The 17679-nt window shown below is 54.9% G+C and carries 10 protein-coding genes; 3 read left to right on the top strand and 7 right to left on the bottom strand.

Annotated elements, in window-relative coordinates:
- Positions 1-90 precede the first annotated feature (90 nt).
- From AC0MA3_RS17775 to AC0MA3_RS17745, 7 genes are all read right to left on the bottom strand, one after another.
- Positions 91-3192 (bottom strand): GAP1-N2 domain-containing protein, encoded by a 3102-nt coding sequence (locus AC0MA3_RS17775; RefSeq protein ID WP_474657168.1) that lies wholly within the window; start codon positions 3190-3192, stop codon positions 91-93.
- Positions 3189-4451, bottom strand: coding sequence for a hypothetical protein (locus AC0MA3_RS17770; protein WP_474657167.1), 1263 nt, complete (start codon positions 4449-4451; stop codon positions 3189-3191). Before AC0MA3_RS17770 ends, AC0MA3_RS17775 begins: the two co-directional genes overlap by 4 nt.
- Positions 4452-4539: 88 nt before the next feature.
- The gene (locus AC0MA3_RS17765) at positions 4540-5175 is read right to left on the bottom strand and encodes a beta-mannanase (protein WP_474657166.1); all 636 of its coding nucleotides are present in this window, start codon (positions 5173-5175) and stop codon (positions 4540-4542) included.
- Positions 5176-5294: 119 nt separating this feature from the next.
- A complete protein-coding gene (locus AC0MA3_RS17760) occupies positions 5295-6572 on the bottom strand; it encodes a vWA domain-containing protein (protein WP_474657165.1) in 1278 nt (425 codons plus the stop codon).
- A gap of 346 nt (positions 6573-6918) precedes the next feature.
- On the bottom strand, positions 6919-9372 hold the full coding sequence (locus AC0MA3_RS17755) for an FtsZ/tubulin family protein (protein ID WP_474657164.1): 2454 nt from the start codon (positions 9370-9372) through the stop codon (positions 6919-6921).
- 4 nt (positions 9373-9376) lie between these two features.
- The gene (locus AC0MA3_RS17750; protein ID WP_474657163.1) at positions 9377-12766 is read right to left on the bottom strand and encodes a tubulin-like doman-containing protein; all 3390 of its coding nucleotides are present in this window, start codon (positions 12764-12766) and stop codon (positions 9377-9379) included.
- A 12-nt stretch (positions 12767-12778) separates the two neighbouring features.
- Positions 12779-14596: a vWA domain-containing protein gene (locus tag AC0MA3_RS17745; RefSeq protein ID WP_474657162.1), complete on the bottom strand. Its 1818-nt coding sequence runs from the start codon at positions 14594-14596 to the stop codon at positions 12779-12781.
- Positions 14597-14746: 150 nt separating this feature from the next.
- On the opposite strand from AC0MA3_RS17745, the gene AC0MA3_RS17740 reads away from it, so the two are divergent.
- The 3 genes from AC0MA3_RS17740 to AC0MA3_RS17730 are packed head-to-tail and all read left to right on the top strand — an operon-like array spanning position 14747 to position 17644.
- Positions 14747-14899 (top strand): hypothetical protein, encoded by a 153-nt coding sequence (locus tag AC0MA3_RS17740; protein WP_379154291.1) that lies wholly within the window; start codon positions 14747-14749, stop codon positions 14897-14899.
- Positions 14886-15815: a hypothetical protein gene (locus AC0MA3_RS17735; RefSeq protein WP_379154289.1), complete on the top strand. Its 930-nt coding sequence runs from the start codon at positions 14886-14888 to the stop codon at positions 15813-15815. Before AC0MA3_RS17740 ends, AC0MA3_RS17735 begins: the two co-directional genes overlap by 14 nt.
- A gap of 53 nt (positions 15816-15868) precedes the next feature.
- The gene (locus tag AC0MA3_RS17730; protein ID WP_474657161.1) at positions 15869-17644 is read left to right on the top strand and encodes a hypothetical protein; all 1776 of its coding nucleotides are present in this window, start codon (positions 15869-15871) and stop codon (positions 17642-17644) included.
- Positions 17645-17679 lie beyond the last annotated feature (35 nt).

The raw sequence follows: 17679 nt of genomic DNA, 5'->3' as shown, positions 1-17679 counted from the left end.
CAGCATTTGCAGGTTGGTTGTATTCTGTACAGCAGAATGAGAATAAAAATTTCCGTGGCTTCTTATACAGAACAGAATCTAATCTGCTGCTTATTCCCCATCCGGCTTCGGGCTGGCTGAAGGAGTAGGCTCGATCCCAGATGTAGCCTCTGGCGTACTGTCTGGAGTACTACCTGGAGTACTATCCAGAGTACCCTCCGAACTAGCCTGCAGCTTCAGCGTATAGCCTCCGGCGGTGATTACATCACCTTCCACCAGCTTCGCTCCAGGCTCCAGCTCCACCGTCACCTCATATACGGGCGCAGGAGTTCCCGCGCCCGAAGCTCCCGCTGTCGGGGAGGCGGCAGCTTCATCAGCGCCGCTGCTGTTCCCTGCGGCTGCTTCACCCGTGCCGCCGCCGTTCCCTGCGGCAGCTTCATCAGTGCCGCCGCTTTTTCCTGCGGCAGCTTCACCAGTGCCGCCGCTGTTCCCTGCGGCTGCTTCACCAGTCCCGCCGCCGTTCCCTGCGGCAGCTTCACCAGTCCCGCCGTCAGCTCCGGCGGCCAGGCAACTGCTCGCAGTTGCTACAACCTTGTAAGTGTCCGTAACGTTGTTACCGGACATCACAATGATCTGCGCCGGCTTGAAGGCGGCACATTCCGCCTCATCGGCAAAGCTGAACACCAGCTTGGCGTTTTCATTTCCGCCGCCTGCTGTTCCGCTGCCTTCGTTCCCGCTGCCGGCAAGCCGTACAGAGGCCGGGGCTTGAACTTGTCCCCCCGCATTCGTGGTGGTGCCCCGAACCGGGCTCAGGGTCGCAGCCGGCGCAGCGGTATCCCCGCTGCCGCGCAGCATGCTCATTGCGATGATGGCAATAATCAGTACGATACCCAGGATGCTGCCGGAGATCAGGATCTGAAATCGGCTGCGGCTGACCCACCGCGCCAGCGGCGAAGCCAGCTGGGAGCGCGCTTCGTTGTATACACTTTGTAGCGCCGGGCCTGCGGCGGCGGCATAGCTTTTGCGGAATTCGCGGCTCTTGAACGCCTCGCGGTCACTGTTCAGGAAGTATTTCAGAACGGCCCGGCGATACCCGGGCCACAGCTTTTTATTCGAAATAGAAAATAGCGGATTGCCCTGCGACCAGGCCAGGAAACGGTAGATCGTCTCTGTGTCCCCGCCCGCCTTGCGCTTCAGCAGTTCCATCAGCGTCTCATAATCCAGCGGTCCATCCTGCCGCTCACTGTTATGATAAAAGGCCAATGGCACACGTTCGAATGGCTCAATACTGTGCGATTCCTTCAACCAGCGCCGTCCGAGCAGCTGCACATCATCCAGCTCTCGGGGAGACAACCCGGCAAAAATCTCCTCATCCGGCTTCTCCTCCCCGAACCAGCGGTACGCAGCGCGCAGAGCATTAGCTTTACGCTTCGCTATAGCGTCCAGCGGCGGCTGCCAGTCTGCCGTATCCCGGTAGCGCAGGAAAGAAATCTCCAGCAGCTGCTCCAAGGAGAGCTCGTCCAGCGAGATCCGGTTCAGCAGGAAGCGGTCAGCAGCCGTTCCCAGCTCCTGCAGCAGCGACAAGGCCTCAGGATGGATTCCGCCGCCTTTGCGCCGGTCCTTCTCCGCCTTCTGAACCGACTCATGCACCATGGCTACCGCAGCTACCGGATCATTGTCCCGCTGCAGCTTCTCCAGCAAATATTCCTTAACCGTATCACGTACAAAAACCTGCTGCAGCACCTCCGGGAGAAGCCGGCCGAAGTGGGCTACTATACGCAGCACATCTGCCGTTCCGGCTGCCGCGACAAGTCTGGATTCCAGATACGGTTCAAACAGCGCTTTGCGGAAGATCGTCTGAGGCAGTATTCTTTTGAAGAAATCCTCACTCAGCGCATCATCGCTCTCGATTATACCGTAGGCCGCAGCCAGCACATCTTCCCGGCCTGCGTTCCGGCAATTCAGCATCCCGTTAATGAAATAATCGATGATTTTGACCCGGTAGTTATGGCCCGGCAGCGCAAAATACTCCTTGAACCGTTCCAGAATCTCTGGCGATGGAATCCCGTTCTTGCGGATCAGATCATATTCGCGGTCAAATCGCTCCAGGAACATGTCGTTCAGCCGGACCCGGGATTCCAGCGCCCCTTCCGGCTTCAGGTAGGACAGCAGGCCGCCAAGCACAGCATTCTTATTCTCTGTATATAAGGCTTCACTGCCCTGTTCAATCTCATAGAATACAGCCAGCTCATTGTAGAGTGCCAGTGACAACTTACGATCCACACTCTCGCCAGGCAGCAGGGAATCGGCAAATCTGGCGAAATCTTTGAGAACGCCGCCCTTTTGCCCAAGCGCCTTCCACGCAAGGTCTGCATACGTCTGCCGGGACTCGCCGAAATCGGCATTAAGCACCCGCCCGCTTGCCAGATCGAAGATATAATCCTTCTCAATATTGCGGTCACCCGGGCGTAAGGAGCCCTTCTCCACAAAGGTCAGGTGAATATATTTGCGGCTTTGCGGCTCTTTGGCATAAGTGATCACTCCCAGCCTGCGGCGGAAGTCATACGGCAGGGAAGCATAGATGACCTCCGTCAGCTCCACCGCACGCTGCGACAACTCACTGATCGGTACATCGAGCGTCACATAGATCTTTTTCTTCCCGGCTACAGACAGCATGACCGCCTGCAGCAAGGCTTTGAACAGCTCCTCGGTGAAGCCGAGACTGCCGAGCACGATCAGCGGGTCCGCAGCATGCACACGGCCCTCTACCGGTATAGCTTCCAGTTCAGGCAGTATCCCGCCTGGCTCTCCGTCATAGCTCCGCGCAAACCCGGCATTCAGCCATTGCCCGTACCCCTCCAGAATCTCCTCTGAGCGGATGGGCGGCACCACGAAATTATGGGCAAAAAAAGCGCTCCGCTGCCCGGTAAAATCGGCTGCCACATACCGGCTCTGCCCGATAACCGTATCATTTGTTTCCGTATGGAACAGATGCAGCGCGGCAGGGTACTGCGTTTCATCCTTCTCGCCGCGCGCCGTTAGCTCTGCAGGAGCATCGTAGAGGCAAAAGGGATGCAGTATTTTTTTGACGAAATTATTGTCCAGGCTCTCCGACTTCGCTACCGTATCGAATCCTTCTGTCGCCCGGTACACCCCGCGCCGCTCGCGGGTATACATCTGCTGGGTGATCATGGACCCTGAAAATCTGTTCACGGCCCGTCGCTCCCCTCAATATAATTCAGTTTGTGCAGCAGCCAGATGAAAGGCTCATCCACACGGATTGGGCTGACTACACCTTCTATCCTTTGATTCACGGGATTGCTGCCCAGTGCGGAGACGGCAAAATACCCCGTATTCGCAAAATACACATCCATCGTATCCTTGAACGGACGGTCCACCTTCTCAATGAAGCGGCGGATTTCACCGTCAATGTTGTGGAACTCATCCAGATTGAGCGTTTTGCGGTGCACATAGTTGTTGAATACATTGCTGTTGGACTTGATGTAGTCGCCGTCCTCATCCTTAAGGGAATGCAGCATGTCGCTTTTGGCGAGCACTACAGCGGTAGGAATATCAGTTTTGCTCTTCTCCTGATAGGCGATGAAATCGCCGAACATGGTCAGCACCACATCCCGTGGCTCGTCATACTGCGAGACCCATTCACCCGGGCGGTCCCCGAAGTTGATGCGGATCTTCTCGCGGATCGAGCGGATCTGCAGCGGATCGACCATGAACAGGATGCCCGCGGAGTTCTTGATATGCTGGCCGTGCAGCCCAAGATAATCCTGATCCACCATCCCTTCACCGGCAACATCGAAGAATACCAGTGTCAGCGGAGGCTTGGATTCATCCTTGAATACAAATTGGAAAATAAACGGCTCCTGCATTTTCTCCTTCTGGGTCGAAGCCAGCAGATCGCCCCGCTCAAACAGCGGTTCTTCGTACAACGTACGGAATTTGCGGCTGATCTCGGCATTCAGCGGCATGCAGGCCGCGTCAAAATGCCCCGCCGTCGTATGCTGGAGCGTATGGATCAGCGAGGTCATATACACCGACTTCCCGACCTGGGAAGCGCCGATGATCGAGATGATATTACTCGGAACCTTGCCTGCCGTCACGGGCAGCTCATTGTGGCAGGACGGGCAGAGCCGTCTGCGCGTAAGCACCCCATAGCGGTCGGTGATGCCGGTCAGTACATGGTCCGTATAATGGTGGTACTCCTCCGGGATATCTGCCGGATTCAGAATGGCTTCCATATCGTCAACCGTATCGAGGCCGAAGCGCTCACGGTATTTATTCAGCGCATCGTCTTCGCCCAGCGCATAATTCTCGTCATCCTCGCGGCTGTGCATAGCCCGAAAGACCACATCCTCCGGCTGGAACCGGGTGAAGCAATACGGACAGACAATATCATAAAAAAGCGGCCGCGCCTGCGGCTGATTCTTTTTTTTAAACCGGTTGAAAAAAGACATCTCTTGTCCTCCTGTATGTGTTTGTTGAACTTGCTGATGAGCAGCGACCCGCTCCCGCGAGCCCTCTTAAGCCAAGTATCCGTCCTGCTCACTCCGGCACCAGTTCGTAATACAAACCGTATTTGCGGCCATCCGTAAAAAAGATGCGGACAGTGTCCTCCTTGCCGATTTCAATCGGCGGCAGAACGTTGCGTCCGGCGGCGAAATCCTGGACAAACGGGAAGAGCACACCGTCCTCTTTAGATGCCGGAAATCCGCCCCTTTTTTTCACATAGCACAGTACGTCTTTGGATACGGGCACTTCGGCCGTAAGCGTCATATGTACTGTTTTTTGCTTGCTGAACAAGCTTTTTCTCTGCTGGATGGAGTAATAGATTCGCGCTTTGCCCGCACTGACCAGTGTCCGGTTCGCACCATCACGCTGGCGTACAAGCAGGGTGTCCCCTCCATCCGTAAGCCGGGCATACACGGTATATGCAACCAGTCCGATGTCGTCCAGCCGGTCGCGGTATCCGTTATTGGCCTTATACTCCTCCCGGGTGTATAGCTTCATGCCGGAAGGCGGAAGCTCTCCGCTATCCGGCGCTTCCGCAGGTGCCTTATGAATGTAAACCGCCTGCACACTGTCCGGCCACCGCCAACGCAGCGTACAGAACCTGTCCTCCACCCGGGAGGTCACCTCCGTAATTGCCGATGTGGAGGAAACAACCTCGGCGTACCTCATGCTGTAGGCTCCTTTCGCCGTCTCTATCAACGTCTTTTTCAATCTGCCAACCCTTTGACTTCACAATTGTTACCCAAGCTCTTCTCCCGATTATTCGAGCTGATTATCCGGCAACCGCGTCAAAACCCTTTGCTGCCCCGATTTCTACGCGGGGATGGTAAGCCGTTCGGCGTTGGTCCGGGGCCTTCTGCACTTCTTCCTCTTTTGCGGGAAAGCCGTCCTTCTCCTACAGGAATCACATAGGTGAACAAAGCAATCACAGCCGTTAGAACAAGCAGTGCCAACAGCCGGGTCATGGCGTCCCCGAAGGCATGGCCGTCCAGGCCAAATTCCAGAATCAGCCCGGCGAACAGGCCGGATACTGCGCCGCCTACCCCAAAGCTCCGCGCCAGATGACGGTTGTCAAACACAATACCAAGTCCGATCCCGAGAGCCGTTCCTATAAGCAGCAGCGCCAGAATCCGCACCCCGGCATAATACGGGCTGTCTGCCGTTGAATCACTGCGCACCGTCAACAGCGTCCGGTCGCCCAGCCGGTCATAGATTTGTTGAAACACACCGCCCAGGAGCTCCGCATTCGTAACATCATAATACTGCCCGCCGGTGGTGGTTGCGATGTCCTGAAGCAAAGCTGCTCCCGAAGGATCATCCAGTGCAAGACCAATGGTATTGACCTTAATCCCGCGGTCCACATACTCCGCAAGCTCCTTCGAGGTATCCAATTGGCTGAAACCGTCGGACAGCATAATTACCATAGCTCCACGCCCGGATGAATTGTCACTGTTAATGACACTCAAAGCTTCCGCAAGCGCACCGCTGAAGTTCGTACCGCCTTCTGTAGTCTGCAGACTGCGGATGACTGAGGTTACCTTTTCCCGGTTCGCTGAGCTGGACAACGGGACCAGCGGCTGAACCACGGAGGCCTCCTGACTGAACGTTACTACGGCCACCCGGTTATCTTCATCCATACGCTGTACCAGTGTTTCTGCAGCCGTGTAACGGCTGTTGCCCGGATCGCTCTGCATCATGCTGCCAGAGTCATCAATGACCATGACTACATCTTTAACCGGTCGCACTCCGCCGAAGTTCAGCTCGTACACGAATTCGGTTACCGTACCAACCCCGAACAGCAGCACCAGCGTTAAAGGCAGCAGCTTCCAAGATAACCCCAGATACCGCTGCTTCCACGACAGGCCGTTCAGTCTGGGCGAAATGATCTCCGCAAGCAAGCTGCCCACTCCGACCCCAAGGGCCACAATGGCAAAATAGATGCCGATCAGTACAATCGACGGCAGATCATAAGGCCTGCTGTCCAGCAGCAGCTCACCCAGCACAAAGGCAATCCCACCGCCCAGCAGACTGAAGAGGAGCAATAGCAGATTGATTTTTCGCTGCATCGATACCATCCTTTCCCGGAAAAGCTTGAATTGAGCAGATATGAATTCAACCTCTGTTCTAAATCTGTGAGTAAGGTCAGACCCTCTGTATTTCGATGAAGAGAAATAACTTAAAGTGAGTCTGATCCTTACGGACCGTAAAACCTTTATTTTCAAAAAAGAGACCTTTAAACCGGCTAACGGACCGTGACGCACTTAACCTCTCTCTAGCGGAATTCAATGGGCTCAATATCCGCCTATAAGGGCTCTGGTGTCCGTTAGCTGGAGAAAAAGTGATTTTCGATAGAAATAAGTGTTCCTCAGTCCGTTAAATCCAGATGTCCATCCCGATCTGCTTCCACTCCACCTATCTCAGCTCCGGTAACTGGTCCTCGGCTACTCCGTGCAGCCGGTAACCGTTGCTCGCGTAGGTCTCATAGTAGACTTTGCTGTTGCGGTAGTAGAGCAGATCCTCCAGATGGAAGCCGCCCATCAGGTTCAGCTTCTCGACACCGCTTCTGCGCTGTTCATGCACCAAACCGAGACGGTATATGCGCGTCGTCTCATCGGCACTGAAGGCATAACGCAGGAATTCGGAGCCGCTGTCGCCGAAGAAATATTTCTCCTCATGACGGTGCTCCTGCGTATATTCGAACAAGCGGACGTTGATGCTCGCTTCTTCCTCCAGGCTGCGGTAGAGCCGTTTGAACAGCTCCTCCTTGGAGACAATCTCACGGTTCTCGTAAGCCGCCGCGACATTGGCGCGCCGCAGCAGTTCTTCCTCAAACGGCAAGGCGAACGGCTCCGCCGTCAGCAGCTCGCGGCGGCACAACTCAATCAGCCGTTCCGCTACTGCGGCCCCTCCTTGGCGGAGCAGCTCGGAGACACTCCCGAGGAAACGCTCGCTGAAGAAAACACCGGGACCCCGCCGCGCTTCTATATCCCGCATAACTTCTTCCGTGACGGTCCGGTAATACTCCATAATGTTCTGTTCCACCGTCTCGCTTGTGCGGCCGATGCTGGCAAGCGCCAGGCTGCGCAGCTCCTCATCCAGCGCTTCCATGGTTGACACCTTGGCTTTGCTGTCCGCATGCAGTTGCTCCAGCGCCTCATCGTAGCGCAGGCATAGCGTGAGCTCACTCTCCATGCGCAGCAGCTCATATTTCCTGCCATATACACTTGCGAATAAATAATGAATGAAATTGCGCACCGTCCGTTTGTCCAGCAGCGGCACACGCTGGAACGGCTGGCGCTCCACACTCTCCGCGTAGAGCTGGTCCAGCTCCTCCTGCGCGGAGAGAATCGCCGACCGGAGTCCAGCCATATGCTGGCGCAGCGCATGCAGCACACTGCCGCCGCCCTGCTCGGCGGTCCATTCCGCCAGCTGGTAGAAGGTCAGCGGCGGAACCGCCTGCTCCTGACCCGCCAGTACAGCGGCCCACTCGCGGGCAGGGTCCAAAGCCGCTGCCCGCCGCGATGCCACCTCCGCAAAGTTGCTGCGGAAATAGGCCTGCCCGCCGTCTCCGAACAGCAACACCTCGGCCTCGCGCAGCGACAGCGGCTTCAGCTCACTATAAGAGGGCCGGCCGTGACTCATCAGCCCGGTCATCTCTTCAATTCCCGCCTCATCCGGTAGCAGCGAAGCTGCCCGTTCCCGCAGGGAATCGGTGCTTAGGCCAAGTAACGCCTGCCGCTCGCGGAGACTGGCGCATCCGCCTTCCTTCAGGGCTTCGGCCAGATAATGAAAAGCATGAGCCAGCACCGCGAGAGCGATTTGCCGGTTCGGCCTGCGCACTGCCGAGAACCCGGCGGAGGCATACCCCTGTCTTCCGGAGCTGCCCCGGATACCGCTTTTGAAGGTCATATTGTTGTAGCCGCCATGTCCCGTAGCCGTATCTGTAGCCGGACGTACACGGTTCTTGAGCAGGCTGATATGAGCGATGATTGCATAGTTGTCGTCCATACCGTGAGCGGACATCATGCCCCGCTCATTCTTGTCTGAGAGCAGATAGACGAGATCGAACAGCGGAGAAGGATTATGGGCCACCGGTATGGACAACCCGTCCTCTGTGACCAGTAATGGAGCACTGAAGGCATAATCCGGCTGCTGCATCCCGTCCAACTCACGCAGAAAAGCCAGCCCGACCGAGCTGGAATAGCCAAAGTTGTCCCCCTGCTCCCGCTCATTGATCAGCGCGTACAGGTCGGTCTGCACCGACTTGAACGATTGGCTGAGCACAGCGCGGGCCAGCAGGGCAACCTCCGGCAGCAGCACATTAAGCGGGTCATCAACCCGTGTAATAATTGTGAGATGGATGACGTCAAATGAAGAATAGAGCCGTCCATAATCGGCTATGCTGTTGCTTAAACGCCGCAGGATCCGGTTCATTCCGGCCAGGAACCGGCGATCTTCCTGAAACTCGCGATAGATATCCTGACGAACGGTGCGGGGATCACGCCCCGCCGTTTCCGGCAGAGCCATGGCCAGAACACGCTCTCTTCTGCCGCTTTCAGACTGCACCTGATCTCCGTAACGGGCATTTCCGGCTTCAATCTGAACCTGACCGTGAGCCTCAGTGCCACCGCCAGTCTGTCTTGTGTCCACGCCGGACGCGGCATGCAGCGCCATAATACCGCCCGCATTGTCCCATTTCCGCTCACAGCTGTCCAGCACCGGGCCGATGGCCGGAGCCACCTTGTCACCCAGGAACAGGAACAGGGCAGGATAATGAATACTGCTGCGCCCGTCCCCTTTACTGCGCTGCGCCTCTTCCTGCGCCGCATATTGCTGTGAATAGGTTAACGCCTGTGCTTTGATCATAGGGCTACTTCAGCTTTCTGCGGATACTGCCAAGCTTGCCGGTCAGGCTCTTGTAGAAGCTGTACATTTCATCGCCGTCCGCATACTCTACCCGCTCATATTCCAGACTGTCGCGTGCTTCCAGGAAGGTGACATACAGTCCTTCCAGCTTATACAGCAGCGGAGTCACATCCTCCGCAGCAGTCATTTCCCCGGCACGGCGCGCCGCCTTGCGCAGCAAGACGCTGCGGCTTTTCTCATCCAGTCCGCGGAAATGGCGGTAGACGGCATACTCCACATAGCTGCGTTCCTTCATTAAGTTGGCGAATGGCTCCCAGGCATCCTCGTCCTCGTCACGGTCATAGACGTAGAGGGCACCCTTTTTGGTGATGGTATCCGTATATAGAGCTTCCATAAACTGATCGATCCACTTGTCTTCATCGAGATATTGATGGAGCAGTCCATCCAGCTCGGCCGCCTTCGCTGCCAGCGCATCATATTTGGCCAATTCCTCCCGGACCCGCGTAATCAGCTGCGGCGAACGAATGAGATTTTCCTGGGCCAGATCCTTATTGATGCTGCCAAAAATGTCTTTAACCCCTTCGCGTTCCAGTCCGCTTACCCGCAGCGACTTCAGCTCATCGGCCGCCTTTTTCACTTCGCCAAGATTCGGACGCGACATACCAAGCTGCAGGTCGTAGCCGCTAAGCATTTTATCCACATCAAACGGCTTGGTGAAGACGACTGAGAAGCGGCTGCTGGTATTTTCGTCGAGGCCTTTTTCAATAATAACCCCGATCTCCAGCGCTCTGGCAAAATCAGCCCGGATTCTGGCATTATAATCCCGGACACGGGTATTAATGTAGGTATCGCCCCATGATTTCTCCGGAATCGGCGAAGGCAGATAGGTCCAGTTGTCCTTGTCAGTCATCACCAGATGGCGGCCGATGCCTTCCTTGTCCAGAATCGTCCGTTCATAATTCTCCTCGAATACCCGAAGAGGCGTATATACGAACAGCGGCACCCCATTGCGCGTATTGAGCCAGAATATCCGGTTTTTGACTTCGCTTTCCTTAATTGTAAACTGCGATTTGCCCAGCGCATTGTTCTGGTAATTCCGGATTCCCTTCAGAATGCCCGGTGCCTTAACCGGTACAGAGACAAAACCCCACGAAGGAAAATGCAAACTGCCGGAGCTGTTACTGAGGTGGAAGATCGGCACCGCATCCTCATCCAGACGTCCGGCGATAATCCGCTCCACGAATTTGTCCAGCGGCTCTTCACGGCCATATTTCATCACCAGGAATTCTTCCATGGAACGGGTAATCAGGTCACCGAATTTATCACTTAGGAACTCTGAAATAGAGCGTACGATGTCGATTTCCTGCTCCTTGACCCAGCGCCCGGAATGCTTCAGCATCTCCCGTGTGAAGTCGCGGATCAGGTCGTCACCGTCCTTTTGATCCATCACTTTGGAAATGGTAGAGGCAATATCCGGCACGTTAACGATATTCCAATAGTAGGTTTTGTTGCCTTTTTGGTCAGCCTGCTCTTCGCCATTAATCAGAATGTCCCCATTCTTCTCGAAGATCGTGCTGAGCGCACTGAGGATCTCTGTGAATACACCGTAAATCCGGTTATTCTCTTCATTCAGCAGCTCAAACAGGTCTTCATAGAACTCAATCATCTGTTCGGTGCGTTCCACGTCGGCATGCAGCCAGTACTCATTGATTTTGGCTTCAATATACGCATTCTTCTTCTTCTCTTTTGAGACAAAAGCGCTCCGCGCATCGCCCAGCTTCTCCTGCGCGCTGTCCTGCGCTGTCTCAATATCGCGCGGCAGACGCAGCAGGCTCTCGCGCAGCGCTTCAATATAGGACTGAATCAGCTTCAGAATACAGAAACCCTTCTCGGTATAGAGCAGCCGTGACACATAGAACGGGCCTTGCTCGGGATGCAGGAAGATACGCTCCAGCTCCTCGCCGAAGCGTGCGGTAATCTCTCCGGGGAGCTGCTTTTTGGACTTGATATATTCCTCACGGGCACGGGCCAGAAAGTTCTGCTCCAGCTCCGTATCCATGTCCACCACCTGGTGCTTAATGACATTGCTGTGGCTCAGGCGTTCACTATTCTCATAGCCGGGCAGCGGCTCTGGCACACGGGATTCGAAGGTCTTGATCATGCTGTCGAGATCAATCCCAAGCTTGCGCGCAAGCTTCTCCACATCCTCCTGTCCCGGAGCCTGCTGGAACATTTTGTCCATCTTGTCAAACAGGCGGAATGCCAGATACGTTGTCATTTCCTCAATCGGCAGTACTGCGGACGAAGCACCGATGATGTTGTATTCATAATTGGCAGGGTAGGTCTTATTCATCTGCGCAATATTCGTGCGGATGTTGCTGATATAGTCGTGGATGGCGAATTCCTCACCCGACTGCTTTTCCTCGCTGGCCATGAAGTTCGTGATATTCTCCGCAGTTACATTCATGCAGTAGTCATAGGCATTCTCCAGCAGCTTGCCTTCGGTATTAGTCGCGGAGATCAGATGGCACAGGTTGAACGGAGGCAGCGGCGAATTCACGGTCAGGATATTGCCGTACTGCTGGCGGAACCGCTCCCCCCGGCTATCCACGTTCATCCAGTAGTCCAGCTCTTTGAGCGCCGCATAGCCATTCTTGCGGATATATTCGCGGGTATGCTCGCTCAGGCTTTTGTTCGCCAGATTCACATCCGGTGTAAACAGATATCCAAGCGTATTCACACGGTCGATACCGGCTGAGCCATAGTCCCGTTCAATAATCCCGCGTACGATATAGGCAATATCCAGAAAAGCACCGCTGCCTGTTCCGCCGGACAAGCCGGTCAGCAGGAATACCATCAGCTTCTTGCTGGTGCCGACAGACAGCGTCTTAATCTTCTTGTCGATAGCCGCTACAACCTGGTTGATCTTCGTGAACAGCAGCAGGCGTCCGGCCTGGCGCACTCCGGCAGCTCCGTTCATGCCATCGGTAATACTCAGCTCCGGCGACAGCCAATCCGTAATGTAAGGCTCCAAAATACTGCGGTTCTGCAGCAGTCCGCCGATTTCTGCATTAGCCAGCAGCACAAATTCATTCTGCGGGTCGAGGCCGATGCCCTTGTACCTCTTCCCCCGATCCTGCTCATTTGTCTCGAATGCAAGGAACTCCACATTATCGGGCTTATCCCGTTTCTTCTTGGACAACGGATCCTCCGGCAGCTTGAAGCGTCGGTTAATCTGATATTTCAGCCGCAGCAGGGCGTCAATGCCCGTACCGCCAAGGCCAATAATGAGGATAGGGTTATCAATCGTATCTACCCGGATTTTGTCGCTGACGATTCCTCCGCCCAGCGATACGTCAAGCTGCTGAATATGTTCTCTAACTACCGGTTTCATAAGTGCTCCCCCTTATATCAAATACTCCAGTAAAATCGTCTTGTCCACCGTAGCCAGGGCTACGGAAATACGGTCGCCGCTCTTCAGTTCCAGGCCGCGCGTCACATCGGCTGCGCGTCCTGATTTTTCGACCGAAATCCCCTCGCTGCCGCGCAGCATGAGACGGTCATTGTTGCCCGGCGTAAATACAAGCTTCTCGCTCTCTTTCAGCTCAGGCGCCAGCTGCAGCAGCTGATGCAGGGTGAATCTGCCCCGGAAAGCTGAGAGCTTCTTGTACTGCGGATAGGTTTTCTCGCCGGTATTGCCGTCCAGAACTTCCACTACCATCTGCCCTACGAATCCGCGGTTTGACTTTTGCCGGAGCATCCACAGCACCACTGCCGCCGCCAGTACCAGTACAACACCGCCGATAATGTAGTAGAGAGTTTTATTAGAAGAATTATCCTGTGCAGGCTCAGTGCTGCCCGTTCCTGCTGGCGGGGCGGTAGCCACCGTCCCTGTCTTGGCATTAATCACAAGCACATCACTTTCGCGGTAGAAGCTGCTCTCCTCCGCCCGCACCTTCAGCTCATACTTATGGTTCTCGGCAATCTTATAAGAACCCTTGAACACCGCACCTTTGTTATCCATCGGAAGCTCCAGCACTTGACCCGTATCGGTATCCGTGACAAGCAGCACCGCCTTCATATCTTGATACAAATTGCTGAGCGTAACCTGAGTCCCATTGCTGAACAGATGGGATGAGATATCTACAGTATCGCCTTTCTGGTAGGTTTTGGATGAAAGTGCGTCCAGCTTCAGCTCGAGATCATAGTTGAATACAAGATTAATATCGATCTTATCCTTCGGCACACCCTTGACCTGAAGCTTCCAGTCCCCTTGCTCCGGGGACAGCAGCTTGATCAAGCTGTACGAGCTGGACTTGGAGAGCAGCACATCTTTAGACGGAATAGCCACTTCCTTGCCGGAGGGATCACTAAGCTTCGCCGTAACCGACTGTGCAGACATAATGGAGATATTCGCCTCTAGCACGCTTCCATTGGGAACATTTACTGTAACCTCCTGGTAGCTGCCGTTGGCTGTGATGGATTGTACCGGAACCACCTTCAGTTTCAAATGGTCGGCAAAAATTTCGCTAAGAATCTGCGGCAGGTCATCCGCCGAATCGGTGGTGAACGCCTTGCCGCCTGTCTGGTTGGACAGCCCGGCCAGAATCTCCTTATTCAGCTTTCCATCAGCATTAAGACCTATAGTATAGACCGGGTAGCCTTTCTGCTTGGCGGTTGCTACCGCAGCGTCCAATTCCTGATCCGACTGGCTCTGCGTGCGGCCTGTTGCTTCATTAAGATCATTGTTGCCGTCAGCCAGCATGACGATCATCGGCTCATGTGCCGGGTCGCTGCCGTTCTCCAGTACCTTTACAGCCTCTTCCATCCCGACGGCAATATCCGTATAGGCGCCCCGGTCGAGGCCGTCAATGAAATCTTTCAAATCCTGTTTGTCGGCAGCGGAGCCGATTTGCAGAAGGGCCTTCTCCCGCTGCACCTTGTCGGTATAGGCCACAATTCCGACCTTATCCCCTTGCGCGGATAGCATATCTATGAACATTTTCATCGCTTCATTTGCAATCTTGTTCTTGTCACTCTTATTCATTGAATTGCTGACATCAATCAGCAGTACAGCATCAATATGGGAAGGTGCGGGTGATGCCGCGCGGGCTGTCCCGGCTGCAAACGGCGCAGCTGCGATGCACAATACCAGCAGCAGCGGGAGAACATGCCGCAGTATGTTCTTGGCTGTTTTTGAAATATGAATCGGTGTACGAAGCATAAATAGGGCTCCTCTTGTGTTAAATTAGGCAAATACGGCAGGGTTGTCGGTATAGCTAAATTCTGTCAATAGCATGCCATTATGATATAATTAAACCTTGCAAACTTCAACTTTAGGGCGGCCAGCTTCCAACCAGAAAGGAAGAGTTACATGATTTCATACGCCATTCTCGGCATTACGTTTCTTTATGCAGTTATTCAGATGATTATCTATGCCTTCCGGCAGCGAAAACCGCTGACCCGTGATGATATTGAGGAGCGCTTGCTCGCTGCGCTGAACGGAGGCGACCATGCCGGTAAATAAGAAGAAACCCGTGACGTTCCGGCCCTTCAAGACTCCAAGGTATGCCTTTGACAAGCTGCGTATCTGCCGCCGGTGCGGCCGTTATACTGCGCTCGGTGAAGAACGGTGCAGCAAATGCGGCCATGCCTCGCTGACCCCGGTGGAGAAGCAGTCTGTTTCTCTTGCGGGACGCAAAATGCATACCCGGCTCCTGCTCGTTCTGCTGCTCACCCTGGGATCAGTCTATTTCGGCCAAAGTCTGCAGCAGATGGCCTTGTGCGGTGCCGGCGGCATCGTTCTGGCCGGTCTGCTCTTGTTCATGCAGCGGAAAGTGCGGCAGAACGAAAATCTGTATGCCCTGAATGAGCTGCTGGGCCGTAACATAGACAGCATCAGGGAAGGCCTGGAGATCAACCGCCAGGAGGCGGTATCTGTACTGCGTGAGAACGATGTGCTGGCCTATGAGAAGCTGCGCGAACTCTCGGTCCTGCTGCGCGGCGACCGGGTCGCCCGCCAGCGTGTCGCTCTGCTGCACGGTTTCCAGCTGCGCAAGGATATGAATCTGGAGCTAGAGCAGCTGCTGCTTAAGGACTTCGAACCGCTACTCGCTGAATATATCGGCGAGATTGCCAAAGTGCGTCCGGAGCTTATCAAGGACCGCACACTGCGCTATGTCAAAACCTACGAAGTACAGATTCTTCAAATGGATAAAGGCGCAGCCATTCTGGCTGCTGTAGCTGGAGCGGCAGTGCGGCTGAAGCGTTACGCGCTGCTCTACTCCGGCATGATCGGGAGATACATACAGGATCTGCCTAAGGACCGTTTTTTGCGGCTGAGCAGAATGATATCCGCCAGTCCCTACGAGGCCTGGAACGGGCTCGACCTCAAGGTGGCGGAAGTCCGTGAAGCCAAATACCGCTGGGACCCCGATTTCTAAATAGAGTACTGCAAGCCGGATAAGTACTGGAATTACAAAGGGGCTGCTATAGTATGACGATCAAACAAGCCTTAACCCTGCGGAATATTATGATCATTTTGTGTATGCTCATGCTGGTGCTGCTGGGACAGAAGGGCCTCAGGCTCCAGAACAAGATAGAGACCGTGAGGGAAGCGGAGCGACTCTATGCCGCCGGTGACCAGATTGCCGCAGAGAATCAGTACCGCCTGGCGGCATCGAATGCTTCCATTCTCTACAAAGAAGGACTAATTGCCGCAAGGCTTAAGGAGCTGGCTCCGATTACGGCCATCCGCAGTGGACTGAGCACTCTGGTACTTAAGATTAAAGACCAGCTGGTGACCAAGGATTTTGGCGGCTTTATGGAGAGCTATGCCTCTCTGGTGAATCTGAAAAGCCAATATTTGAAACCAGGCGGACCCTATGAAGCTTTTTATCGCCAGCTGTCAGCGGATTCAGGCATTTCGGATCAACTGGGGACAGGTTTTCAGCAGTTCAAGGGACAGTTCCTTGCCGAGCTGCAAGCCAGCCAGAGCAATACTGGTAATGACGATGACAGCTTCAAATGGAATCTGCTTCGGATCCCCGATGTATATTTAGGCGGAGCTGATGCCAAAGAAGAATTGCTGGATACACAATTCCAAGTGCATGACTCTACCCGGCTCAAGGCTCTAGCAGCAGCAGGCAGCTTCTCTCCCATGCTGGATTTCGCGTTGTCCCTTAACAGTGCCTACAGCAGCCACAGCTACACAGCACCTTGGATAGCCAGCCAGGTTGAGAAGAGCGCCAAGATCATTCTGGACAAAGATGTGGATGGTGACCAGATTGCCGCGTTCTCCACTCATGCTGCAGCGTACCGCCAATATGCCGCCTCGGCCGGTATTGCTTCCTCCAAAGTGATGACTCTAATCGACAGCACCACCTCCAAGCTGCTCAGAAGCGCCGCGAGGCTGGTGCGCAGTGGCGGGTACGCGGAGGCCATTCAGCGGTATAGCGACCTGGCTCCCCTTCAGGATACAACGGCAGAAATCGCCGCAGCACAGCTCGCATGGAACATTGCCGAGCCAGTACGGCTCCTACCCGGCGGGGAGGAGCCGGGTAAATATACGCATGTTGTCTCCGTCAGCGGGCGTTACGGTGCACGGATTGCTGTAGCCGGAACGGACAGCAGCGGACACATTTACTATGCGGATTTGAGCAATGACGGCATCGTTTCTACACGGACCGGAGATGCTGTGCCGGACTTCGAAAGTCTCAGCAGCCTTACTTTTGATGACCCATTGTCCGCCTACTCCGAAGTACCCGTGGTAGTGGCTGCAGGCAGCCGTGAAGACGGGCGGACCTCCTTCACGGGCTATGCCGTCAAGCCTGAAGGAATCTCCCTGCTGTTCTCGTTTGCCGGTAACAGCTACGAGTTGCAGCCGGACGATGCTTCCATCCGTGTCGCAAATGCAGATATGGGTGACGGTTCCGAGGGCCAGACTGCCATATTCCGTCAGACCAATGGAGCTTACCAGTTCTCCGAAATCTATCAGGAGTATCCGCTTATTGACGCCTCTGAGCTGGAGCTTCATCCCCTGGAGACCGTTACCCTGAAGGTGGATATTTATATCGATTCCACCGGACGGCCCGTAGCAAGCGCGAATGGACGTTTACTGGCCCTGCAAGGAAATGTGGGCACGGTTACCGGGCCAGCCTTGGCAACCGGCCAATTCCAGTATGGCTACGACTATGCAGGAACCGATGCAGGAGAGCAGTACGTGCCTGTATTTGCAGTAGAGTCGCTCGGGAGTCTGAATCCCATTCCCTGACCACCTCTAATACTATTGTTGGAGCAGCGTAGTGA

Source organism: Paenibacillus sp. LS-5 (assembly GCF_056121505.1).
This window is presented reverse-complemented; position numbering and strand designations above follow the sequence as displayed.